The sequence below is a fragment of the Luteolibacter algae genome (genome assembly GCF_042683045.1).
GTDB lineage: Bacteria > Verrucomicrobiota > Verrucomicrobiia > Verrucomicrobiales > Akkermansiaceae > Luteolibacter > Luteolibacter algae.
On record NZ_JBHUIT010000034.1, the window covers coordinates 132,960 to 155,772 of the forward strand.

The 22,813-nt window shown below is 50.5% G+C and carries 28 protein-coding genes; 20 read left to right on the plus strand and 8 right to left on the minus strand.

The annotated features are described in order from the left end of the window. Positions 1–14: 14 nt before the first annotated feature. From ACFSSA_RS15055 to ACFSSA_RS15115, 13 genes are all read left to right on the plus strand, one after another. Positions 15–1,508: a cbb3-type cytochrome c oxidase subunit I gene (locus ACFSSA_RS15055; RefSeq protein ID WP_386821452.1), complete on the plus strand. Its 1,494-nt coding sequence runs from the start codon at positions 15–17 to the stop codon at positions 1,506–1,508. A 26-nt stretch (positions 1,509–1,534) separates the two neighbouring features. Next, positions 1,535–2,305 carry a cbb3-type cytochrome c oxidase subunit II gene (locus ACFSSA_RS15060; protein WP_386821453.1) on the plus strand — a complete coding sequence of 257 codons (771 nt, stop codon included), beginning with the start codon at positions 1,535–1,537 and terminating at the stop codon, positions 2,303–2,305. A 45-nt stretch (positions 2,306–2,350) separates the two neighbouring features. Beyond that, positions 2,351–3,124, plus strand: a complete 774-nt coding sequence (locus ACFSSA_RS15065; protein WP_386821454.1) for a c-type cytochrome — start codon at positions 2,351–2,353, stop codon at positions 3,122–3,124. A 76-nt stretch (positions 3,125–3,200) separates the two neighbouring features. Next, positions 3,201–5,117: a cytochrome c oxidase subunit I gene (locus ACFSSA_RS15070; protein ID WP_386821455.1), complete on the plus strand. Its 1,917-nt coding sequence runs from the start codon at positions 3,201–3,203 to the stop codon at positions 5,115–5,117. A 78-nt stretch (positions 5,118–5,195) separates the two neighbouring features. Continuing rightward, on the plus strand, positions 5,196–6,809 hold the full coding sequence (locus ACFSSA_RS15075) for a cytochrome c oxidase subunit 3 (RefSeq protein WP_386821456.1): 1,614 nt from the start codon (positions 5,196–5,198) through the stop codon (positions 6,807–6,809). Positions 6,810–6,851: 42 nt separating this feature from the next. Then, on the plus strand, positions 6,852–7,199 hold the full coding sequence (locus tag ACFSSA_RS15080) for a cytochrome C oxidase subunit IV family protein (protein WP_386821457.1): 348 nt from the start codon (positions 6,852–6,854) through the stop codon (positions 7,197–7,199). Positions 7,200–7,213: 14 nt separating this feature from the next. After that, complete coding sequence (locus tag ACFSSA_RS15085) at positions 7,214–7,414, plus strand: hypothetical protein (RefSeq protein WP_386821458.1); 201 nt, start codon at positions 7,214–7,216, stop codon at positions 7,412–7,414. A 2-nt stretch (positions 7,415–7,416) separates the two neighbouring features. Next, on the plus strand, positions 7,417–7,626 hold the full coding sequence (locus tag ACFSSA_RS15090; RefSeq protein WP_386821459.1) for a hypothetical protein: 210 nt from the start codon (positions 7,417–7,419) through the stop codon (positions 7,624–7,626). A 50-nt stretch (positions 7,627–7,676) separates the two neighbouring features. Next, positions 7,677–8,471 (plus strand): cytochrome c oxidase subunit II, encoded by a 795-nt coding sequence (locus tag ACFSSA_RS15095; RefSeq protein WP_386821460.1) that lies wholly within the window; start codon positions 7,677–7,679, stop codon positions 8,469–8,471. Positions 8,472–8,650: 179 nt separating this feature from the next. After that, positions 8,651–9,226 (plus strand): sterol desaturase family protein, encoded by a 576-nt coding sequence (locus tag ACFSSA_RS15100; protein WP_386821461.1) that lies wholly within the window; start codon positions 8,651–8,653, stop codon positions 9,224–9,226. Between the two features lie 63 nt (positions 9,227–9,289). Further along, complete coding sequence (locus ACFSSA_RS15105) at positions 9,290–10,312, plus strand: 2-hydroxyacid dehydrogenase (protein ID WP_386821462.1); 1,023 nt, start codon at positions 9,290–9,292, stop codon at positions 10,310–10,312. A gap of 8 nt (positions 10,313–10,320) precedes the next feature. Next, a complete protein-coding gene (locus tag ACFSSA_RS15110; RefSeq protein ID WP_386821463.1) occupies positions 10,321–10,551 on the plus strand; it encodes a MoaD/ThiS family protein in 231 nt (76 codons plus the stop codon). A 16-nt stretch (positions 10,552–10,567) separates the two neighbouring features. Next, positions 10,568–10,939, plus strand: a complete 372-nt coding sequence (locus tag ACFSSA_RS15115) for a molybdenum cofactor biosynthesis protein MoaE (protein WP_386821464.1) — start codon at positions 10,568–10,570, stop codon at positions 10,937–10,939. Between the two features lie 10 nt (positions 10,940–10,949). Here the strand turns inward: ACFSSA_RS15115 and ACFSSA_RS15120 are convergent, their stop codons facing one another. The 4 genes from ACFSSA_RS15120 to ACFSSA_RS15135 all read right to left on the minus strand — a co-directional run bounded on the left by ACFSSA_RS15120 (position 10,950) and on the right by ACFSSA_RS15135 (position 14,428). Continuing rightward, positions 10,950–11,741: a TerC family protein gene (locus tag ACFSSA_RS15120; protein WP_386821465.1), complete on the minus strand. Its 792-nt coding sequence runs from the start codon at positions 11,739–11,741 to the stop codon at positions 10,950–10,952. 29 nt (positions 11,742–11,770) lie between these two features. Next, complete coding sequence (lpxD, locus tag ACFSSA_RS15125; RefSeq protein ID WP_386821466.1) at positions 11,771–12,808, minus strand: UDP-3-O-(3-hydroxymyristoyl)glucosamine N-acyltransferase; 1,038 nt, start codon at positions 12,806–12,808, stop codon at positions 11,771–11,773. A 17-nt stretch (positions 12,809–12,825) separates the two neighbouring features. After that, entirely contained in the window at positions 12,826–13,524 is a 699-nt protein-coding gene (locus tag ACFSSA_RS15130) for an OmpH/Skp family outer membrane protein (protein ID WP_386821467.1), read from the minus strand. Between the two features lie 85 nt (positions 13,525–13,609). Then, positions 13,610–14,428, minus strand: a complete 819-nt coding sequence (locus ACFSSA_RS15135) for a hypothetical protein (protein ID WP_386821468.1) — start codon at positions 14,426–14,428, stop codon at positions 13,610–13,612. Positions 14,429–14,530: 102 nt separating this feature from the next. On the opposite strand from ACFSSA_RS15135, the gene ACFSSA_RS15140 reads away from it, so the two are divergent. From ACFSSA_RS15140 to ACFSSA_RS15170, 7 genes are all read left to right on the plus strand, one after another. Then, the gene (locus ACFSSA_RS15140; protein ID WP_386821469.1) at positions 14,531–14,860 is read left to right on the plus strand and encodes a hypothetical protein; all 330 of its coding nucleotides are present in this window, start codon (positions 14,531–14,533) and stop codon (positions 14,858–14,860) included. Between the two features lie 22 nt (positions 14,861–14,882). Then, the gene (locus ACFSSA_RS15145; RefSeq protein WP_386821470.1) at positions 14,883–15,851 is read left to right on the plus strand and encodes a hypothetical protein; all 969 of its coding nucleotides are present in this window, start codon (positions 14,883–14,885) and stop codon (positions 15,849–15,851) included. 10 nt (positions 15,852–15,861) lie between these two features. Continuing rightward, positions 15,862–16,986, plus strand: coding sequence for an AMP-binding protein (locus ACFSSA_RS15150; protein ID WP_386821471.1), 1,125 nt, complete (start codon positions 15,862–15,864; stop codon positions 16,984–16,986). Positions 16,987–17,051: 65 nt separating this feature from the next. After that, complete coding sequence (locus tag ACFSSA_RS15155) at positions 17,052–17,906, plus strand: CPBP family intramembrane glutamic endopeptidase (protein WP_386821472.1); 855 nt, start codon at positions 17,052–17,054, stop codon at positions 17,904–17,906. Beyond that, positions 17,903–18,787, plus strand: a complete 885-nt coding sequence (locus ACFSSA_RS15160; RefSeq protein WP_386821473.1) for a thiamine-phosphate kinase — start codon at positions 17,903–17,905, stop codon at positions 18,785–18,787. The genes ACFSSA_RS15155 and ACFSSA_RS15160 overlap by 4 nt, the downstream gene beginning before the upstream one ends. Before the next feature lie 170 nt (positions 18,788–18,957). Continuing rightward, complete coding sequence (locus tag ACFSSA_RS15165) at positions 18,958–19,263, plus strand: hypothetical protein (protein ID WP_386821474.1); 306 nt, start codon at positions 18,958–18,960, stop codon at positions 19,261–19,263. Beyond that, positions 19,247–19,501 (plus strand): Txe/YoeB family addiction module toxin, encoded by a 255-nt coding sequence (locus ACFSSA_RS15170; RefSeq protein WP_386821475.1) that lies wholly within the window; start codon positions 19,247–19,249, stop codon positions 19,499–19,501. The genes ACFSSA_RS15165 and ACFSSA_RS15170 overlap by 17 nt, the downstream gene beginning before the upstream one ends. Here the strand turns inward: ACFSSA_RS15170 and ACFSSA_RS15175 are convergent. The 4 genes from ACFSSA_RS15175 to eboE are packed head-to-tail and all read right to left on the minus strand — an operon-like array spanning position 19,498 to position 22,807. Further along, on the minus strand, positions 19,498–20,472 hold the full coding sequence (locus ACFSSA_RS15175) for an ABC transporter ATP-binding protein (protein ID WP_386821476.1): 975 nt from the start codon (positions 20,470–20,472) through the stop codon (positions 19,498–19,500). The two genes, ACFSSA_RS15170 and ACFSSA_RS15175, sit on opposite strands and share 4 nt — an antisense overlap. A 55-nt stretch (positions 20,473–20,527) precedes the next feature. Next, positions 20,528–21,040 (minus strand): gluconokinase, encoded by a 513-nt coding sequence (locus ACFSSA_RS15180; RefSeq protein ID WP_386821477.1) that lies wholly within the window; start codon positions 21,038–21,040, stop codon positions 20,528–20,530. A 20-nt stretch (positions 21,041–21,060) separates the two neighbouring features. Continuing rightward, a complete protein-coding gene (locus tag ACFSSA_RS15185; protein ID WP_386821478.1) occupies positions 21,061–21,606 on the minus strand; it encodes a peptidylprolyl isomerase in 546 nt (181 codons plus the stop codon). A 40-nt stretch (positions 21,607–21,646) separates the two neighbouring features. Continuing rightward, entirely contained in the window at positions 21,647–22,807 is a 1,161-nt protein-coding gene (eboE, locus tag ACFSSA_RS15190) for a metabolite traffic protein EboE (RefSeq protein WP_386821479.1), read from the minus strand. Positions 22,808–22,813 lie beyond the last annotated feature (6 nt).

Here is a 22,813-nt window from a genome sequence, read left to right on the forward strand (position 1 = left end):
TTTCCCCACTCCAGATGTCTACAGATAAAATTACCAGCAACGAACAGGATGCCCAGCTTCGCGCCGGGATTGACCGCTCGCTGCGCCACCCGGTGATGTTTTTCCTTACCAGCGGTGCCGCCTGGCTTGCGGTATCGATAATTCTCGGTATTGTTTCATCCGCGAAAATGCACTCTCCCGAGTTTCTGGATAGTTGCTCGTGGCTCACCTACGGTCGCACCCAGGCTGCTCATTTGAATGCATTGATTTATGGATGGGGCTTTCAGGCTGCCTTTGGATTGGTCATTTGGTTGATGGCTCGTCTCTCCCGCCAGGAATGCCGCGTTGCCGGAATCATCCTGACAGCAGGACATATCTGGAATCTCGGGGTGTCCGCAGGCATTATCGGAATACTTGCCGGACATGGCACGGGTATGCCGTGGATGGAGTTTCCAAGCTTTGCTTGGCCTGTGCTTTTGCTCAGCTATTTTGCGATTGTGATCTGGTCGTTCATCCAGTTCCAGGTTCGTCCTGCCGGACACGTATATATCTCCCAATGGTATCTCATGGCGGCAATGATCTGGTTTCCATGGGTCTATATCACTGCCAATGTTTTGCTGCACATCGTTCCAGGCAATCCGGTGATGGCGGCTGGGATCAACGCATGGTATAAATCGAGCCTGATCTTTCTATTCTTCACGCCGATCGCGCTGGGAGTAGCATTTTATCTGACTCCGAAGGTATCCGGACGTCCGATCCGTAGTTACTCTCTGGCCAAAACCGGTTTCTGGTCGCTTGCGGTTATTATGCCTTGGGCTGGGATGCAGAAGCTTACCGGTGCGCCGATCCCATATTTCATCCCATACCTTGGTGCAGGAGCCACAGTGCTTTTCTTTATTCCGGCATTTACGGCAGCAATGAATCTTCTACGCACCGCCTTTGCTGATAGTGAAGCAGTCAGCAATAGTCCAACGCTACGGTTCACAATGGCTGGTATCGTTGGCTTGATCGTGATGGCCTTCGCAGCGGTTTTCCTCAATCTCCCGGGATCAACTCTGAAACTTAGCCAGTTTTCGATGTCCGGATATGGTTTCGAAGTTCTCGCACTGTATGCGTTTTTCAGTCTCGTGATGTTTGGAGGGATCTATTTCATCGTGCCGCGTATCACGCAGCGCGAGTGGCTCTCACGCCGCCTCATCAAGATGCACTTTTTTTTCTCAATTTATGGAATTGTAACCGTTGCAATCGTCGCAATTTTCGGCGGCATCCAGCAAGGAATCGGGCAGGAAGCGTTTGACCAGCCATGGACCTCCGCAGCATTGCGAGCCTATCCATACGCTTGGGCCATCACGATCGCCTGGTGCTTCATCCTCTTCTCAAATTTGTTCTTTTTCCTTCACCTTACCGTGATGTGGCTTCGTCTTGGTCGCCGTAGCACACACCCGACGTTGCTTGTGGCCAGCCACGGGCACAGCCCACACGGTGCCGAAGGTGACATCGACAATTCCGGGACTGTATCCGCCCACTAATCTACTTCTTTTACTTTTTCCTTAAAATGAGCTTCCGCACTTTCTTCCTCAGCCTCTTCGCAAGTTTCGGAGTCGCATGGTTGGCTATAATTGTCGTCCCATATTTCAAGATGCGCTCAATTGAGCCGCTCTCGATGGGTGAGGACGCCATCGGCACAGATGCTGTTTTCATTCCCAAGCGTGCTGGCAGAATCACCGACGGTGCCGAGGTCTATGCTGAGAATGGTTGTTATCTTTGCCACAGCCAGTTGATACGGCCGACATACGCCGGAAATGATCTATTTCGCCCCGATTGGGCGGGTCTGGCCGCGGATGAAGATCGTGGCGATACTCGTCGTGAGACCAATGCTTATGACTATGCCGGTGAGGATTTCGCGCAAATCGGGATCATGCGCATGGGGCCGGATCTTTCGAATCTCGGTCGTCGGGTTGAGGCTCTCTACTCCAAGAATATATCCCCGGAAGAATGGCTCTATAGACATCTGTATAATCCACGTTGGAAACCTGAGCGCCGTCTTTCAACCTGTCCGTCTTTCCGCTTCCTTTTCAACGAGACTCAGTTGACAGGAAATCCATCTGACGAAGCTTTGCCTTTCGCTGGCAAAAACGGTGGCGAAATCAGCCCGAAACCTGAAGCCCGTGCCCTGGTGTCCTATCTGTTGTCATTGAAAAAGGACCAGGCTGTTCCAGATTCTCTCAACTTTGCTCCCATTACACCAGCTCCTGCCGAGCAAGCGGCACCTGCGGTTCCGGCGAAGCCAGCTGATGCACCAGCTGAAGAAGCACCAGCTCCTTGATTTTTCACAACGCCTTTTCCAGTTTTTCCTAGCAATTTTTCCACCATGTCTTCGAACAATCCGCAATCGAACCCAAAACCTGATCTCGACGAGTCGATCAACGTTACGCAGGCGCACGGCCGTGTAGTCCGTGAGTCAGCAGCGAGCGCCCGCGAAAAACGTATCGCAGATAACGGCCACGAGCCTGCATCCCTCGGGATTATTGTAGCTTGCGGGATCGTGCTACTTATCGCCGGTGGTGTATTGGACAACGCCGGAGTTCCTTTTAAATACGGCGATACTTTCCGCGAAGGTTACGTTCGCGAAAAGGCTCCCGGGGGCGGCGATGAAGAACCACTTCCCAAGCCTGCACTTGCAGCTTTCTCTGCACGCGGTGCCAAAATTTATTCCAAATGTAATGGCTGTCACGGAGCCGATGGTAAGGGAGATGGTGCAAATTACCCTTCTCTTGCCGGATCCGAATACGTTTTGGGCGACACGGAAAAATTTGCGATGATCATTTTGAATGGTATCCAAGGCCCTATCAGCACCGGGAAAACCTATGGTGCTGGCATCATGCCTGCACAAGGCACGGGTATGTCTGCGGATGACCTCGCGGGTGTTATGACCTATGTCCGCAACAGTTTCGGAAACTCCAGTGGAGATGTTGTGACCGTGGAAATGGCGCAAAAGGCCCTGGAAATTTCCGCTGCAAGGGAAAATCCGAATACACCTGTAACCGCAGACGAAATTGCGGCGAAACACATGGCGATGCTTCCCGGCGAGCCTCTCGATCCGACGACTCCGGTAAATCCGGTGAACCTCCAGCCAGTCGAATAATTACTTCTTTGCGAATGCGACTTGCATGCGCAAAAATCTTCTCACCTAACCGAACATATCTCCGCCTGAACAACCTATGAGCGCCCAAGCTGCATCTCACTCTGGAAACGACCACTCGCATGATGATCACGGCGATCATCATCACTCGCAGAATTTTCTCCAGAAATACGTCTTCTCCACCGATCATAAGACCATCGGTATCCAATATGGCATCACAGCTTTGTTGTTCCTTGCCTTCGGCTTTTACCTGATGATGGTGATGCGCTGGAGCATCGCCTATCCCCATGAGTCGCTCCCGCAATGGATGAGCTGGTTGTTCAACGACAGCTGGAAGGCACGCTGGTTGCAGGACGGAAAAGTCACCGGCGAAACATACAATATGTTCGGCGCGATGCACGGAACGATCATGGTTTTCCTTGGAATTGTGCCACTCGGCTTTGGCGCTTTCGGAAACTATGTCACACCTCTCCAGATCGGAGCAGTGGATATGGCATTTCCAAAGCTCAATATGATGAGCTACTGGATTTACCTTGTTGGTGGTTTGGTAATGTGCGGTTCGTTTTTCCTGGAGTCCGGAGCTGCCAAGTCCGGCTGGACAAACTATTCACCGCTCGCTGGTTTTGCGGACGGACAGATCGTCAACCAATGGCTTGCGGGACAAACCCAATGGCTTGTGGGGCTGGTGCTTCTGATCACCTCCTCTCTGCTGGGATCGGTGAACTTCATTACCACCATCATCAATCTACGCGCTCGTGGAATGACATGGATGCGCCTTCCATTCTTTGTTTGGGCAATGCTGGTTACTGGTTTCCTCTTGCTTCTTGCTTTCCCTCCGCTTGAAGCGGCCGGAATCATGCAGTTGATGGACAGGGTTGGGCATTCCTCGTTCTTCATGCCTTCCGGCTTGTTCACGAAGAGTGAAGGCCTTGCGGATCTTTCCGGTGGCGGCTCTCCACTACTGTTCCAGCATCTTTTCTGGTTCCTCGGGCATCCGGAAGTTTATGTTCTGCTGCTTCCTTCCATCGCCTGTGTCGCGGAGATCATCCCTGCAAACACCCGCAAACCACTTTGGGGATATAAGTCGATGGTCTATTCCGTCCTTCTGTTGGGATTCCTTTCCTTCATTGTTTGGGCCCACCACATGTACATGACGGGCATGGGAGCTGCGGTTTCCACTTTCTTCCAGACGACAACGGTTCTGATCTCCGTGCCATCTGTGATTATCATTACAGCTCTTCTGATCTCGCTCTGGGGTGGCTCCATTCGCTTCACCCCACCGATGATGTGGGCGTGCGCTTTCATTCCGATGTTCGGTATTGGTGGTCTCACCGGCTTACCACTAGCATTCAACCTTGTGGGCCTCCATCTCCACGATACCTACTACGTAATTGGTCACTTCCACTATGTGGTTGCTCCAGGTATCCTCTTTGGCCTTTTCGCTGGTGTATATCACTGGTATCCGAAGATGACCGGCAGACACATGAATACCGCGTTAAGCCATCTTCACTTTTGGCCGAGCCTGGTTTGCATGAACCTGATCTTCTTCCCAATGTTGGTCCAAGGAATGGCAGGTTTCCACCGGCGCTGGTATAACGGCGGAGACGCATACCTTGCCAAAGCGTCAGACAGTGTGAACGTTTTCGGAAATGCGGTTCGTGAGCACATCGATCTCAATATCGTGATGTCCATGGGAGCATGGGCCCTGGCGATCGCTCAAATCCCATTCATCATCAATGTGTTCTTATCCCTGAAAGCTGGCCGCAAGGTTACAAGTGACAACCCATGGGACGCGACAACCCTTGAGTGGGCTACGCCGACACCTCCGGGACATGGCAACTTCATCTTTGATGTCGCTGTTTATCGCGGGCCTTACGAATATTCCCGTCCGGATTGCAAGGAAGACTACTACCCGCAGTGGATTGCTCCGAAAAAGACAACTGACGAAGCTTCGGGCGAACCGTCCATCGCTAGCACCAAGGAAAACACTCACTGAAATTCAGTCACTGCCACTTAGCGGACCTAAAACCCTTTGGGCAAAACTGAACAAAGATCACTCGTAAATTCTCAAGAAATGGAAATCCCATATATCGTAGACGCCCGCAAAGATACGGGTCTTTTCAACTCAAAAATCGCCATCTGGTTATTCCTCGCATCCGAGGTAATGCTGTTCGGTGGTTTCTTCTCAGCCTATATCTTTCTGCGCCTAGGAGCTGATTATCCCTGGCCGGAACGCACTTTGCCCGTGCTGCCGGGCTTGATCAACACGTTCGTTCTGATCGGTTCCTCTGTCACCGTGGTCTTCGCTTGGGCGGCGCTAAAAATGCGGGAATGGAAGAAGTTCCAGATCTTTATGAGCATCACCATCATTTGCTCTGTCCTGTTCATGGTGCTGAAAGGTGTGGAATATCATGTGAAATTCCATCACCAAGCGGTCCGGTTAAATGATTACTCTGTCGTGGAAGGTCATTTGGGTTATGAAAAGGAAGGTGATGAGTATGTAAAAGATCACAACGGAAACAAAATCGAAGAGAATATGATCCGTGTGAGAACGGAGAAGCTCACTTTCAATGTAGTTCGTTTTTACGCTCCGTGGGTAGAAGAGATCCTGGCGGAAACCCAGCATGCCGGAGCCACAATCGCTTTGGCTGAAGACATTAAGGCTGTCGTTGAAGAAGGCCAGGGGGAGACCGTAGTAGCACCAAAAGGCACGGAACTTTCCGTCGAGCTACTGGATAAAATCAAGAAAGCCCATCTCAAAGCACGTAAGCACAATTCGATCCTACGCACCGCGGCACTCCGCAAAGAGTGGAAGGATGCCAAGCAGACAAACCCGGATAAGAAGAGCTGGGAACTGGCTACGGATGTTAATATCGATATGGATGCTCTCAGCCCCAAGCTGCTCTCTGAAATCTCAAATGCTCAGTTTGTTTTCAGTAAACCAGTCGTGCTCCTCTTCAAACCCCGCGACATTCAGGAAGGTGGAAATCAATCGCGTCTTCGCGATGACACGGTAGTTGACGGCGAACTCGAAGCCAGTCCCATGGTTTTCCACAATGTCGATGCGATCGATTTCCAGCATCTTGTCATGAAGGCCGAGGAAAAAGGAATTTCACCGGAATCCGCGATCAACAATTCTTGGTTGATGAAAAACAACGCCTTCGTCCGTGAAGCCTGGGAATGGCATCAGGAGGATGTTGCGAAGCTGAAGAAGAAGCTCATTGACCGATACGGCTATGATGAAAATGGGAATCCAAAGCGTGAACCTACTCACAAGGAACTTTATCGTATAGGTTGGGACAAATTTGCGGAAAAAGGAGAGCAACAACATAACATCAAGCTCTCGGGCATGGAGTTGGCGAAGGAGAAATTCCTCGGACCTAATTATGAGGCACGTGGTGAAGAGACCTTCCATCATCTTTCCGTTCCTCGTGAAGAGATCCGCTTTGCTGCAAAGTTCTCTCCTGCTTGGAACACATATTACGCGATTTACTTCACCATAACAGGATTGCACGGCCTTCACGTTATTGGAGGAGCCTTGGTTCTTGCCTATTATCTTTTCTTCGGCCGCAAAATGTATCTGGAGAATCCCGAATGGCTTGCCAACCGGGTTGAAGTCGGCGGGCTGTTCTGGCACTTCGTGGACCTGGTTTGGATCTTCGTGTTCCCGATCCTCTACCTGATGTAATCCTATTAATTAATCAATTTCCAACTTAACGCGACTATCCAAATGGCTGATTCGATTGAAGCAATTCAGAAATCCAAGCAAACCTACATGAAGGTTTTCGGTGCACTACTGATCGGGACTGTGCTAACTGTCCTCGTGGCAGACCCGCCGGAGTGGCTCTACTGGCTCGATGTGGGTGAGCACGGCTTCGACAAATGGGATGCAGTTGTTGGCCTGTGTATCGCTACCACCAAGGCGACTTTGGTGGCGCTCATCTTCATGCACTTGAACCACGAAAAAAAATCGATCTATTGGATTTTCTTCAATGCATTGTTACTGTGTGGAGCAATGTTCGCCTTGATCGCTCTCGCGAAAAGCAGCCCGATCTTTGACGCGTATTTCTACAACTAATATCCAATTATATTATGTCACTCCGTGGATTCCATATTGTTTTCGTCACAGTCTGCACTCTCTTGTTTGCATTCCTTCTAACGTGGGCCCTTGCTCTTGCTCCGGAGCGCTCCGCATTGACAAATAGCATGGGATTCATCGGAGCTGCCGGTCTTCTGTTCATGCCCGTTTACGGAGTATATTTCCTCAAAAAAGCTGCAAAGCTGCACCTCTGATTATGATCCAGTTTTTTAATTCCTTGGCCTGCTCCACATGCCGTGTCTCCATGGTAGAGGGCGGGGGAGATGCCGCGGGTTATTCGATTTTCGCGCTGCTGGTCGTTATTCTCGCTGTTCTTGGAGGCGTGGGTTTCTTCATGCTCCGCATCGCACGACGCGAGAATGAGAATCTCGACCCCGAATTGCGCGATGATTTTGTTCATCAGTAGTTTGCACCGATCCTCCTTTTTATTCTGTTTCCCTGTTTCTATTTCATACAATGAGCCCCACTAAATTTCTCGGACTTCCTGACAACTATTCCGCTCACGGCGGCCAAGTCGATCACCTTTTGGACGTTGTCCATTGGTTCATGTTGGCATTGTTCATCGGTTGGACGATCTTCTTCTTCATCTGCCTATTCAAATTCTGGCATAAAAAGAATCCAAAGGCATCCTACGACGGCGTTCGAAGCCACCTCTCCAGCCACATGGAGGTTGCAGTTATCATTATCGAGGCTGTCCTCCTTCTCGGATTTGCATTTCCGCTTTGGGCGGAACGCGTTGATGGATGGGAAAAGGTTCAAGAAATGAATCCTGTCCGGGTGCGCGTTGTCGGCTGGCAGTTCGGATGGACTTATCATTATCCGGGACTTGATGGGAAGTTCGGACGCACTGATGCAGCTTTGATCTCAGGCTCCAACGACCTTGGCATTGATTACACGGATCCAAACGCGCTAGACGATTTTATTGCCCCGGTTCTCAAGCTTCCGGTTGATCGCCCGGCCGTTTTGAATATTGGCACAAAGGATGTGATTCATAACTTCGCAATCGTTCCAATGCGCGTGCAGCAGGATGCGATTCCAGGAAAAGAAATTCCGATGTGGTTCACGCCTGTCAAAACCATGGAAACCTACGTCGTTTGTGGACAGCTTTGCGGCGAAGGCCATGGAAATATGATTGGAACCATGGAAGTGGTTCCAGAGAGCGATTTCAACTCATGGGCGGAAACCCAGTCCGAAGGCTCGTTGAAGACCAATTCCAGCAACAATGAGGATGCCGCTCAGGCATCCCGCTGAGCTGAGATAATTGCCCAGTTTTTACAATAGTCCCATGGGATGGAAATTATCCCATGGGATTTTTTATCCTTGGAGGATTCGAACGACTTTGGTGGTAAAAAGAGTTCCAAGGAGGGCTTGTTATCCGAGCTTCGCCTCTATAGATCAGCCACCGCCCGTTCGGGCTTCTATAAATTATCATGATTATTTTCTTCTTCTGGTGCCTAATCGGCTGTGTTCTGGGCATCGTCTTTGCCTCTTTCTTTGAGTGGACTCTGCACAAATACGTGATGCACCGGCCGGTTTGGAATTTCCGGTATGCGTTTCAGGCTCATGCCGTCGTCCACCATCAGGTTTTCAAAGCCGATCAGACCTACCACCTTCATAATGAAAAGGACAAGGAGACCATCCCTATGGCATGGTGGAATGGTCCGCTCCTCATCGTCATCGGGGTGGTTCCATTTGCGATTATCTCATTTCTGAGCAACCAGTGGGGATTCGCTCTCGGAGGGTTTCTCGCCTTCACCAGTTACTACTGTTTTTACGAATATATCCATTGGTGCATGCATCTACCGAAGGCCCGCCGTGTTGAGAAACCTTCATGGTTCCGTAGATTGAACGGGCACCATCTGCTGCACCATCGTTATATGCATAAGAATTTCAATGTTGTGCTGCCGATCGCAGATTACTTGCTCGGCACATTGATTTTGAGAGCGAAAACCAACTTTATGCAGGCACAAGGACCTTCGGTCCCGAATGTTCAACCTGCGGAATAAGGAATATTCGGATTTTTTGGAATCCCGCAGGACAGAGAAGCAAAATTGTGCTATTCCTCCGCCATGAGCAGCGAGTCAGTGAGCCAGCGTAAAATCGCGTTTTACGATACGAAGCCCTATGACAGAAAGTATTTCGATCGTGCAGCGGAGACCCACAACCTCCAGATCGAATACCATGAGTTCCGTCTCTCCAAGGCAAACGCTACTTCGGTCCATGGAGCACAGATCGTCTGTGTTTTCGTAAATGATAGGATTGATCGTAGCTGTCTCGAAGCCCTTGGCGGTTTGGGAGTGAAACTGATCGCACTCCGCTGTGCGGGATTCAATAATGTTGATCTTGGGGCCGCCAAGGAACTTGGGATCTCCGTGGTCCGTGTTCCCGCATACTCACCGTATTCTGTAGCTGAACATACGGTGGCACTTCTTCAAACCCTGAACCGGAAAATCCATCGGGCCTACAATCGTGTGAGAGAATTGAATTTCTCTCTCGGTGGGTTGGTAGGTTTTGATCTTCACGGAAGAACGGTGGGAATTCTCGGGACAGGAAAAATTGGCAAGATTACTGCACAAATTTTCCGCGGCTATGGTTGTAATGTTGTGGCTTATGATTTGTATCCGGATCAGGAGTGGTCCGGAAAACATAAGATCGAATATACAGAACTAGAGACCTTGCTTGGTTCTTCGGATATCGTGAGTCTCCATCTTCCGTTGACTCCGGAGAGCTACCACCTGCTGAATGAGCAAACGATCTCTCAAATGAAAAAAGGAGCTTACCTCCTCAATACCAGCCGCGGAAAGTTAATTGATAGTGCGGCAGTGATTGCTGCGCTGAAATGTGGTCAGCTTGGAGGTGTTGCCCTGGATGTTTATGAAGAAGAGGAGGGTGTCTTTTTCGAGGATCACTCGGAAACAGCCCTTCAGGATGATGTGCTTTCAAGACTTTTAACCTTTCCCAATGTATTGGTAACGTCCCATCAGGCTTTCTTGACCGAAGAAGCGCTGGGTGCGATTGCTGCAACAACGGCTGATAGTATTGATCTGTTCTTAGACGGTAAAGAATGCCCGGAGGAGCGGATTGTTGCGTAGATCCAGTTATGAATATCACCATTCTTGCCTTTGCCCAATCCCGCGAAGTCTTTGGCTTTTCTGAGATGACAACAGAAATAGAAATTGGAGCAACACCGCGGGAGGTGCTGGAGAAAATCGCTCCCAATTCCAATCTGGATGGCCTTCGCGTCGCAGTTGACTGCGAGTTCTACGATTGGGATCAGCCGATGCAACAGGTCCGCGAAATAGCGATTATCCCGCCAGTTTCGGGAGGGTAATGGCTTTCTAGTCCTTATGAAAATATCTATCAGCTTTACCAATGATCCGATCATTGTTCCGGATTTAAACCTCCCGAACCGGGAAATTGGAGCCGTTGTGGAATTTCAAGGCCTTGTTCGGGAAATGGAAAATGGTAGACCGCTTCAGGGACTGGAATACGAGGCCTATACCGAGATGGCAGATAAGGTTCTCCGGAGCCATCTGGAAGAACTTGGGAGTATCCATGGATGCACAACTGTGGAGTTCATCCATCGGCTGGGATTCGTGCCCGTAGGAGAAGCTTCACTATACATACGTGTGCTAAGTTCCCATAGGGCGGAAGGACTCAGGTTCCTCGCGGATTCGATTGACCGCCTGAAGGCAGATGTGCCGATCTGGAAGCTTTAAGGTAAATCATTCAAGGCTCGGGCACATGGACTGGCGAAATTTTGTTGCTGCGGATCTTTAGATTCAGCAACTCGACACCCAGTGAAAATGCCATAGCGAAGTAGATGTAACCTTTTGGTATCTCGAAATGCAGGCCCTCAGCAATCAATGCTGTGCCGATGAGAATGAGAAATGAGAGAGCCAACATTTTTACCGATGGGTGTTTTGAAACAAATTCCCCAATGGGACCTGCTGCAAACATCATCACACCAACAGAAACCACCACAGCGAGCATCATAACGGAAAGATGATCAGCCATTCCAGCAGCCGTGATCACGGAATCCAAAGAGAAGACGATATCAATGACCGCGATCTGGGCTAAGATCGCCCCAAAGGTTGCCGCTTTACTTGTTGCCTGATGCTCTTCCTCGCCCTCTAGCTTGTGGTGAATTTCCTTCGTGGCTTTCCAAATCAGGAAAAAGCCGCCCACGAGTAGGATTAAGCCCTTCCCCGATATTCCTAGCTGTCCGTCATGTTCTGCCGCATATGGAGACATTTTCCATAATAATGGATGAAACGGGATCGAGAATAAAACAGCTTTCAAGCTCATCATCCAGCTGATTGCAGCGAGAAGACAAAGCCTGGTAAGCATTGCTAATCCCAGGCCGATGGTGCGACCTTTTGGACGTTTCTCCTCGGGAAGACGATCCACCAAGATAGAGATGAACACGATATTGTCGATCCCAAGAACGATTTCCAAGAGCGTCAACGTCAAGAGGGCGGCCCAGGCATCGGGCTCGGAAAACCAGGTGAAATCAAACATAGGCGGCTATTTCCCAGTTAGCATGATACCTAATCCACTCGGGAAAGTAATTTCTCAAGTGATTTTATCCGTTTCAGCATCTGTGGTAGACGACGCACGTGAGCTTGAATCTTCGTGTCTTCCTTGATTGGTAAAGCCGGTTTTCCAGAATATGTGATTCCGCCTTCGAGATCAGTGGTGACCCCTGTGCGAGCGGTGAGGATGGCTTTGGAACCAACGACGACATGTCCGACAATTCCAACCTGTGCGGCAACTGTCACGTAGTCTTCGATTTTGGAACTGCCTGCCAAGCCGGATTGGGAAACAATCAAGCAGTGCCTGCCAATGACGACGTTGTGTCCGATTTGAACAAGATTGTCGATTTTGGTTCCTTCGCCGATAATCGTTTTCCCAAAACGTGCCCGATCGATCGTGGTGTTCGCTCCGATCTCAACATCATCTCCGATTTCGACAATCCCCACTTGGTCGATCTTTACATGGCGACCTCCGGAAAATTCATAGCCGTAACCATCCGATCCTATGACTGCTCCGGGCTGGATGGCAACACGGTCTCCCAGCACACTTCGCTCCCGAACGGTGACATTTGAGCCGATGTTACAATCTCGGCCAATCACAACGTTTTCGTGGATCACCGTATTCGCCCCAATTTCAGAACCGTCCCCAATGGATACTCCATCCATGATGACGACTCCCGGATGAAGGCAGACCTTATCAGGATCAAAAAGTGCATTGGTTGAAACACTGACTGAGGGATGCACGCCTGCTCGGAAAGATTTTGCCTGTGCCGCGAAGTGTTTTACAACAATACCGAAGGCCAGTGACGGATTCTCTACAGCGATCAGTGCCGGGCCATTGGTATTGAAATCATATCCTGTGGGCACAAGAACAGCGCCTGCCTTTGTCGCAAGGAACTGGGGAAGATATTTTTCGTTTCCGAGGAAGCTGATGTCGTCAGCACCCGCCATGTCCAGGGCGGCCATACCGGAAAAGAGAGAACCCGCCTCACCGCAGATGATTTTGCCATCAATGCGCTGGGCGAGTTCCGAAAGACTTAGGCTGATTGCCAAAGTATTGAATGTTAGAATTATTCTCCTGCTTCCGGAGCCTGGGCTTCTTCTTCTGCAGGTGCGGACTCTGCAGGCGCGTCCTTATTGAGATCTTTCAGAAGACCCGCGGTGATATCGGTAGCATCCTTGGTGTAAAGAAGGAAGGGGACTTGCGATGTGCTAAGACCGGATTTATCAAATACGTAGTCATAGTTATCGGTTTTTGCCTGTTCTTCCACGAGTTTGCGAATTTCTTCAAGGATCCCCTTCATACGCTGAACCATCTTCTCGTTGAGCGCTTGGTTTCTGCGCTGAAGGAATTCGCGACGCTCGCGGTCAAGAGCGATGCCTTCCTGTTGTTGCATTTGCCAGTCTTTGAAAAGTGTCTGTTTCTTGGAATCGTTGATTGATGGGTCTTCGATTTGCTTTTTAAGGTTCCCGAGATTAGTTTCCAGCTCGCGGATGCGGCCGAGGCGCTCGTTGTTGTCCTTTTGGATACGGGCACGCTCAAGGTTGATTTGTTTCTGTGCCTCGTTGGTGCGGTAATACTGCTTGAAAAGTTCCTGCATATCCACAGTGGCGATTTTAATCTTGGCCTCTTGTGCGCCGGCCATGGTGATGAGCGATGCGGCGAGTGCCATGCTGAGGAAACGTCGAAGTAGAGTCATATATAGATTGGGGTTGCGAATAGTTGCGAAGGCAGCTTGTGCGTAAATATCGAGGCAGTCAACGAACATCCATAGGGGTTTTCAAGGAATCCGTGGCCGCCAAGCAGTCAGTTGCCCGGGCTTCCGACAGCTGGCTCGAACGATGAAGAAAAAATTACTTTGCTGTAAAAATGAGCTTTTCGGTGGCGGGATCCGCAGCGGCACTCATTTCCCAGCGGAGCTCGATGCCGTGCCAAAGTGCTTCCGTGGATTTGCTCTCAAGCACGATTTTGGATTCGCCGGATGCTGCCACGGTGAATTCCGTGCCGTCGTAGCCTTCCGCTTCGAAGGAGAGCTCACTGCAACCGTCTGGGAATTTTTCGGACAGTGATACACTTTCCGTCAGCTTGAACTTTTCCCGCTCACCGCCTTTGGTAGTGAAACTGAGGGTGTCGCGTTTGATTTTCTTTTCATGCTCTTCCTCCTTTTTGGGGGAATCGAGCTTGGTCTTTGCGTAGGGATCGAAGCGGAGGGCGATGGAGAACCGAAGTGGATTTTTGAGTGAGCCGTTATCGGTAATTTTACCGGTGACTGAGAATCCGCCACGTTCCGGGAGAAATGCGACCTGAAATGCGGCGTCGCCGGTCACTTTACCACGGTAAACGATGGGTTTGGAGGGATCCAGAGTCGCGGGGCTATCGGATTCCAGGCTGCCGGATATGATTTGTTTACTGACATCCTTGCCATTCGGTGTGGCTTCCAAAATTTCGATATCGAATTTGATCGGGTTGAAAAGACTGAGAATCTCGCCGCGGCTATTTAGCGGCTGCAGAATCGCCTCGCCCTTGTCGGTGATACCAAATTGGAATTTTCGCTCGCTGACGCCTATGAAATAGCCAAACCAAGGCTTTTCATCCAAAGCTGGAAGTTCCGCCTTGAGTGTAGGAGAGACTAGAACCATGGCTGCCAAAAGATAGGGGAATGGAGACTTCATAGCCGGAATGAAAGCGCAATGAGAGCGTTTCGGCTAGAGGAAATCGATAGATTCCACTTTCAAACGGAACATGAATGCCAAGAGCGAGAAATTTGTTTTGCGGTGGATCAATCCTTACGTTTCGTTAGCCGCGACATGAATTCCGATGAACTTTCAAAATCCGCCGCGAGCGATGGTGCTCCACCTACGGGCCTTTCTGTTTTGGCGGAATGCCTTTGGTATGCACGTGCGGGGAAATGGGATGCGGCCCACGATCTCTGCCAGGAAGTTACGGGCAAAGCCGGCTCGTGGATTCACGCCTGGTTGCATCGGGAAGAGGGCGATCTCGGCAATGCGGCATATTGGTATTCCCGCGCTGGCCGCGAAATGCCGGAGCGTGGCTTGAGCTCCGAGAAGGAGTGGGAAATGATCGCTTACGAACTCCTGGGATAGACCCATAGTCCGGCAGAATATTATGGAATTCCTCAAACGACAGGATGTCTGGATCTCTCCCTACCGCTTGAAATCCAGAGGGTTTCTTAACTCGGTATCCGCGAGGCGGGAATTCGAGGGGGTTTTGATCCGTGCTGGTAATGGCTTCGGGTGTATTCATCCGTGGCCGGAGCTGGGCGATCCTCCTTTATCCAAGTGTTTGGAGGACTTGAGAGGCCGGAGATTTTGGCCGATCGTAAAGAGAGCCATGCGCTGTGCAGAGTTCGACGATGCTGCAAGAAGTGCCGAAGAGTCACTCTTCGAGGAGATGGAAGTCCCGCAAAGCCATGCGACATTGGTGAATGCCAGCCCAAAGGAAATTGCGCTGGCAGTGGAGGCGGGATTTTCAATTGTCAAAATGAAAGCGGGGCGAAATCTCAGCGACGAAAGTGATTTCATCGAGAGTATGGTGAGCGAATATCCGCAACTGAAGTGGCGGCTCGATTTCAATGAAACGCTGGGGCCGGATGAGGCGGACGCTTTTCTCTCTGCTCTTTCGCCAAAAACTCGGATGGCGGTTGATTTTCTGGAGGATATCACCGCATTTTCCGAAAGCGGCTGGGATAGGCTATGGAAAAAGCATCGGATCCGTCTAGCTGTGGATCGGGAATCTGGTCCCCACAGGAAAGCCGCACAGGTGACGGTGGTAAAACCGGCGGTAGATGAACCATTTTTGCTCAGTGAAGCCGCTGCAATGAATCAGCAACGAGTCGTGATGACGAGTTATATGGATCATCCTCTGGGTCAGAGCTTTGCGGCCTGGGAGGCTGCGCGGACAGAATTAATCTTTCCCGGGCTGGTCGGAGTCTGCGGCGTGCAGACTCACCACCTGTTCGAGAAAAACGAATTTGTCGAACGAATGGGAGACTGGAAACCGGGATTTACAGCAGCTGCGGGCACGGGACTAGGCTTTGATGACGAGCTGTCCTCTCTTCCTTGGATGAGATTGTAATTGGAAGCGGATGAATCTGTCTTTGATAAAATCCACGGAATTCTGGGAAAGTGATTCGTGTGAAATTGCTGCAAAATCCGGTGAAAGACATCCGGCGCTCCATGGCTTGAAGTCCTGTGTGCTTTTCAGGACCTCGGGGACTACGGGAGGGGGTAGCTGGGTCGTCCTTTCAAAGTCCGCCCTCCAGATATCGGCAAATGCGGTGAACCAGTGGTTGGACGTGGATGGTGAGTCCCGTTGGGGGCTTTCTCTTCCCATGAACCATGTCGGAGGTTTTGGCGTGGTGGCGCGCGCTCACGCGGCACAATGCGGATTGAGTGTTTTTAACGGAAAATGGAATCCACAGGAATTCCGGAAGTGGCTTGCTGACGAAGCTGTGACTCACGTGTCTGTGGTGCCTACCCAGCTTCACGATCTCATGGCTGCCGGATTGAGCTCGCCGAGCAGTCTTCGGGCGATCGTCGTAGGCGGGGGAAGACTGGATGCAGTCCTGGGGCAGACGGCTAGAAACCGTGGATGGCCGGTGCTGGCTAGTTTTGGGATGACAGAAACTTGTTCCCAGGTCGGAACTCAGGAAATAGCGTCGTTGAGGGAAAGCTTTGTCCAATCACCGATTAGAATCCTCCCTATTTGGGAGACCAGACTTTCTGATAGCGGCAGATTGATGATCAGAGGAAATGCCTTGTTGGAAGGTTCTTTTGAGCAGGAAAATAATGAGTGGCTCTACCGGCCGAGACTCGGGGATTGGTGGCAGACCAGCGACCGGGCAGAATTGTCAGGGGATGTGATCATTCCGAAGGGACGCGTCGATTCCATAGTGAAGATTTTAGGTGAACTTGTTGATTTGGAGGCGGTGGAGCAGAAATTCATCTCGTTGGCGGGAGAAGATCTCGGCGAAAATCAATTTGCTGTGGTGGCCATTCCGGACCCGCGGCGGGAGCACGCTCTGGTAGCGGTCTTTCAGGGAAAAAAGGTTGTATTCCAAAAGCTCTACGACCGCTGGCAGATCGAAGCAGCGGGGATTGAACGTTTTTCCGAGCTGGTTTTCGTAGAGGAGCTGCCAACGACCGAGCTGGGCAAATTGAAGCGCGGAGCCCTGCAGGAAAAAGTGATCGCTATGCGAACCGGAAATTAAAGATATTCGTAAATTTTACTGTGGCGTGAAGCCGGAACAGCGCACAGGTTTTACCCCGTCACCCCATGGATACGATTACCGCAACAAGTGTGCACGCCAGCTACGGACTGGCGTTTTTTATTTTTTTATTGGCATATGCTGCAACATCGTTGAGGCGGCGTGTCAATGGCGGGCCACCAGCGCTGTATATGGGAAGAGTTTCAATCTGGTATTATCGGCCGATCGATATCGTAGGCGCCGGAATGATCAGTATGGTTTTCTACCTTCTAGCGATCGGTAACGCCGCGATGGAAGGACAAACAGATGCCCCTGAGATGAGCATGGGCGGCCTGATTTTCTCCATCGGGTTTCAGTTTTTCATGGCCGGGATAGCCGCCGTCATTGTGCTGCGAAGAGTAAACATTCTGGAGTGGCTGGGACTGAAATGGAAAAAATGGCCGCTCGTTTTTGCGATTGCACCTGTGACTGTTGTCTCAATGTGGGCACTTTTTGCCGGTTTGTATGAATTCGGGTATATGGAGCTGATGGAACGTCTCGGGGTGGAGGCCGTGCAAGACAGCGTTGTGATGTTCCAGCAGGAGGAAAATCTGTTTTTGTTGGGGCTTATGGCTTTTGCCGCATCAATCGTCGCGCCTCTCTGCGAAGAGGTTGTTTTCCGGGGATATCTTTATCCCGTGGCGAAAAAATTTACAGGCCCGTGGATTGCCGCACTTTGCACCGCACTCATTTTCTCCGCAGCCCACGGAAGTCTTGCCGCGCTCTTGCCTCTATTCATTTTCGGATTGGTGCTTGTGGCGATTTATGAGATCACAGGATCGCTATGGGCGCCTATTGCGGTCCATGCTTTGTTCAATACCGCGACGGTGGTTGTACAGATTGCGAGCCGATATGTTGAATTACCGCAAGCTCCAGGGAAATGAAGACGTTGGGTGAGATAGGCGAGGATTCACTGATCAGCCGCTTGATCACACTTGTCCCAGTGGCTGATCAAACCATGGAGGGACCAGGCGACGATTGTGCGGTGATCGATGACGGACGAAGTGGATTTCTGTTGTTGAAGACCGATGCTTTGGTCGAGGGAGTGCACTATGAAAGAAGCGCGGATCCGCTGGCGGTTGGGTGGAAAGCTATCGCCAGAGTCATATCGGATTTTGCGGCAATGGGGGGAAAGCCGGAGCGATTTCTGGTTACCGTGGCTTTACCCAAATCCCTTCAACTCGATTGGATCGAAAACTTCTACCGTGGAATGGGAAACTGTATGTCCCGCTATGGAGCTGTTCTTGCAGGTGGGGAAACCTGCCGGGTTCCGGAAGGATCCGCCGCCGTGATCTCTATCTCCGCGACAGGCTCCGTAAGCCGTGAGCAGCTTGTTCTCCGCTCTGGTGGTAGGTCGGGCGATGAAATCTGGGTGACCGGTCGTTTAGGAGGGTCGATCAGCGGGAAACATCTGTCTTTTTTGCCGAGAGTCGAGCAAGCGGCGTGGTTGACAGGGAACTTCGCACTCAGCGCGATGATGGATCTCTCCGATGGAATTGCCAGCGATTTGCCGCGTCTTGCGAAGGCGTCTGGCTGCGGATTCCAGATTGATGAGGACGCCGTCCCATTGAACAATGGCTGCACCGTCCAGCAGGCACTGACCGATGGCGAAGATTTTGAACTTTTATTTACTTTGGCAGATTCGTTGGGCTTACCCGAGAGTTGGAGGAGCATTTTTCCAGACATCGAATTAACCCGTATAGGAACTCTGGTTGCCGAAAACCAGGGAAGGGAATTATCCGGTGGTTGGGATCACTTTAGCTAAGCCAAATCCAGAGCATAGTAGCCATTTACGTCTAAGCTCCGGTCGGAATGTCTATCAAGATCAAGGTCAGGACCTCCCGCAAATTTGATGCGTCGAATCGTGGAGCCTCGTATAGATTTTTCCCTAGATGATTAAGATTCCCATAAAATAAGGGTTTCCTAATTGACAAAATGTTCAATTTGTTTGTTTTTGAACATGTGAGCCGCCTCAGTATAGAGATCGATAATCAACAGCATCGGGCGATCAAAATGCTTGCTGCCTCGGAGGGGATGAGCATCAAGGAGCTTATTCTACAACGGACGATCGGACGGGCCGCGCAAACGGAGAGTTCCGCGAAAGTTATGGAAGATGAGACGGAATTCCTTTTCAGCTCAGCCGTTAATTTCAAGCGGTTGCGAGGGGCGGTTACTGCGCCGGACGAGGAAAATATTGTATTTGAATCCCTGAAAGATTTGGAAGATGCACTTGGAATTTAAAGCACAAGGTTACGAGGATATGCAGTATTGGGCATCGGAAAAGCCCGAGAAAGCCCGCCGGATTGTTAGGTTGATTGGCGAAATCATGCGCAGTCCCCATGGGGGTATTCCGCAGCCTGAAACACTGAAAAATGAGTTGGCCGGTTGGTTCTCCAGATCGATCGATGCGAAGAATCGCGTGGTTTATCAAGTCAGTGGGGATCGCTTGATCATCGCCCAGGCACGATCACATTTTTAGTCTGTAAGGCAACCGGGACAATCTTGAACAAAATGGCCTGGAGCGATTTCCTTCAATTCAGGAGAACGGTCGGTGAGGCAAAGTTCCGGCTTGCCCAGAAGGTTTCTCGGTTTGAACGCACACCCTCTGGGAGGATGGGTGAGGTTGGGAGGTAAACCGGAAATTGTCATCAATGGCACTCCTTTTGGTTGGGCCGCCGGGATCGATTGTAAAAGCGACCGAGTGTAGGCATGCGTGGGATTATTGAAAAGTTCTCTCCGGGTAGCACTTTCCACAATTCTTCCAGCATACATGACATTTATGACATCACATACTTCCGAGACGACTGCCAAATCGTGAGTGATGAATATGATCGACGTGCCAAGGTCTCTCTGCCGCTCGCGGATCAGATCCAAAACTTGTTTTTGGACAGTGACATCAAGAGCGGTGGTAGGCTCATCGCAGATCAGCAATTCCGGCTTGGTGATCAATGCCATGGCGATCATTACCCGCTGGCGCATCCCACCGGAAAATTCGTGCGGATACGAATCAATTCGTTTCTCCGGATCGGGGATCCCGACCTCCGCCAAGGAGTCAACCGCACGGATCAACGCTTCTTTGCCACTGAGATTTTCATGTAGTTTCAGAGGCTCGACCAGCTGATCCCTGATTTTCATGAAAGGATTCAAAGAAGTCATCGGATCCTGAAAGATCATGGAAATCCGCTTCCCCCTTATCTTCCGAAGTGAATGTTCAGGCGCTTTGAGAAGGTCGATACCATCGAAAACTGCCGATCCATTCTCGATCCTCCCCGGTGGCGTAGGAATTAGACCCAAAAGAGAATAACAGGTCACCGATTTTCCGGATCCGGATTCACCGACGATCCCGAGTGTCTGCCCACGTTCCAGGCTGAAGGACACATCCTCCACCGCGTGAACGATTCCATTCCGTGTATGAAAGCGGGTCGTCAGATTTTTTACATCGAGAAGCACGGGGAATAATAAGTGTAAGTTCGAGAAGGTCTAAGATCGAACCATGGAATTTGGTTCAGCGAATGTGAAAGTGTTTTTCTATGGTTTCCACAATAGTTTCCGGCTGTTCCGCAATCGAAATGTGTAATGCCTCGGTCTGGGAAGGAACTTCCAAAGCGCCTAGCTGACTGTCCAATAAACTCGATTTCATGTAGTGGCCGGACCGGGATTCGAGGCGTGCGAGCAAAGTCGCGGAATCACCCGACAGGAATACGACTGATACGCAGGGTTGATCGAGTCCCAGTCTCTTTCTGTAGGCATTTTTCAGAGCAGAGCAAGCCAGCACGGTGAGGCTGCCGACAGCTGCCTTCTCAATGACTTCGGTTCTAAGACGATCCAACCAAGGCCCACGGTCATCATCGTCCAAAGCGATCCCCGATGACATTTTGGCAATATTCTCGGGAGGATGAAAGTCGTCGGCATCGAAGAACCTCCCTCCGTGTCTCGCCGCCAGGAGTAGTCCAACGGTGGTCTTCCCAGAGCCGGAAACTCCCATGATGACCAAAACACGAGGGGAAGTTGGATCCATTGAGGTGGCGGGTCAGGACGTTAGGCTTTATCGAGGATCGAGTTCCAATGCTCGATATTGTCCTTTTGATCTTCGAAAAGGGCCGTGGTGTCGTCGTGAATCGTGACGGAAGTAATTTTATCACCTACGCCATCGAATTTACAACCACGCTCTCCCGTGTTGTTTTTTCCTGTAATTTTCTCCACAACGTCCATACCGTCAGTGACTTGTCCGAAGACCGAGTGGCGGTTATCCAAAAACGGAGTGGGGGTGGTGGTGATGAAGAATTGGGAGCCGTTGGTGCCGGGACCGGCATTTGCCATGGAAAAGACGCCTGGAGCGCGATGGCGGAGTTCAGGATGGAACTCATCCGCAAATTTGTATCCCGGACCTCCACGACCCGATTCCGTTGGGTCGCCACCTTGTAGCATGAAGCGTTCGATGACACGGTGAAATGCGACTCCATCATAGTATCCTCGTTTTGATAGATTCAGAAAGTTTGCAACAGTTACTGGAGCTTTGGATGCGTAAAAGGTCGCGTCGATATCTCCCGCGGTGGTATGGAGGGTAATTTTGATGTCGTTCATAATTTGGGGTTGGTGATTTTGAAATACTGGAGTGGCGATACTAAAACTGATTTTTCAACTTATTCAGCACCCAATGGTATTCGGAGGCAATTTGTTGTTCAACCGGGCGCTGGAGCTTCTCTGGAAGCACCCCCCATGTATAGGTTTCAATTTCGAAGTGTTGACAAGCAGTAGGGTGCCTCTGGCACCAATTTAGCGTCTCTTCAACATGTTGATATGTGCTACCCAAAGGTGCTTCAGGATGAGAGTCCAAAGGGATATGGAAATGAACCCGTGCTTCTTTAAATTTTTCCGTAGAAAAGTAGGTATCTTCCAGATGTTCAAGGAATATGGGTAGGTCTGAAAATCGTTTCAACGATCCGTCAGAATTCCTTGCGATCACTTGATGAAAGTAAGTGGGTTCGTCAAATTTACGGATCGCATCGACTGCTTCCTTATCGCCGGGATCCAGACGTAGCGCGTTGGAGAGATGAATCTTGGAGAGGCGGATCCCGGCTTGGGAAATGGCATCCAGGGATACGCTTGCCCCGTCAAACTCAATGGCGAAGTGGCATGAATCAAAGTTGAGACCGATGCGTTCTCGGATCAAATGAGGAGCAGCGGCCTGCTGGTGCAGCCTTTCGAAAAAACCGAGTGTCTCCTCTGTATTTTCAAAATGTCCCAGGGGTTCTGGTTCCAATCCAAGATGAAGATCGACCTGATGTTTCAGCGAAAGCTCTTCAATGAAATGGGCTATTTCAATCAAATTGGTCCGAATTTTTCCCTCATCCGCATTGAATGACTTATGGGATCCCGGAAGGGTGGAAACCGATCCTCCGCAGGACTTCGGCGCGATCTCAGCCAGAATACGGAACAGTTGCTTTGTATATTCAACACGTTCATCACTGGTCCAATCCGGAAGAAATACCTGTTCCTTTACCCTGGTTCCGTGAAAAGATCCATATGGGAAGCCGTTAATTGTGAAGATGTAACAGTTATTTTTTACGAGCCACTCTTTGAAAGCCTCAAGGTTATTTCCGGTGAGTAACTCAGTGGCGGCAATTGCCGAAAGCCGTAGGCCAATAGGATACGGTTTATCAGTCGGATGCTCTCCGCTTGTAAGCAGGCGGTCTCTCACATCCAGCACATGGGTGTCTAAAGCATGCAGTGTTTCCAGCCATGTCTCTGCAGGATGGATATTGGTGCAGTAAGCGAGTGTCATCTAGTT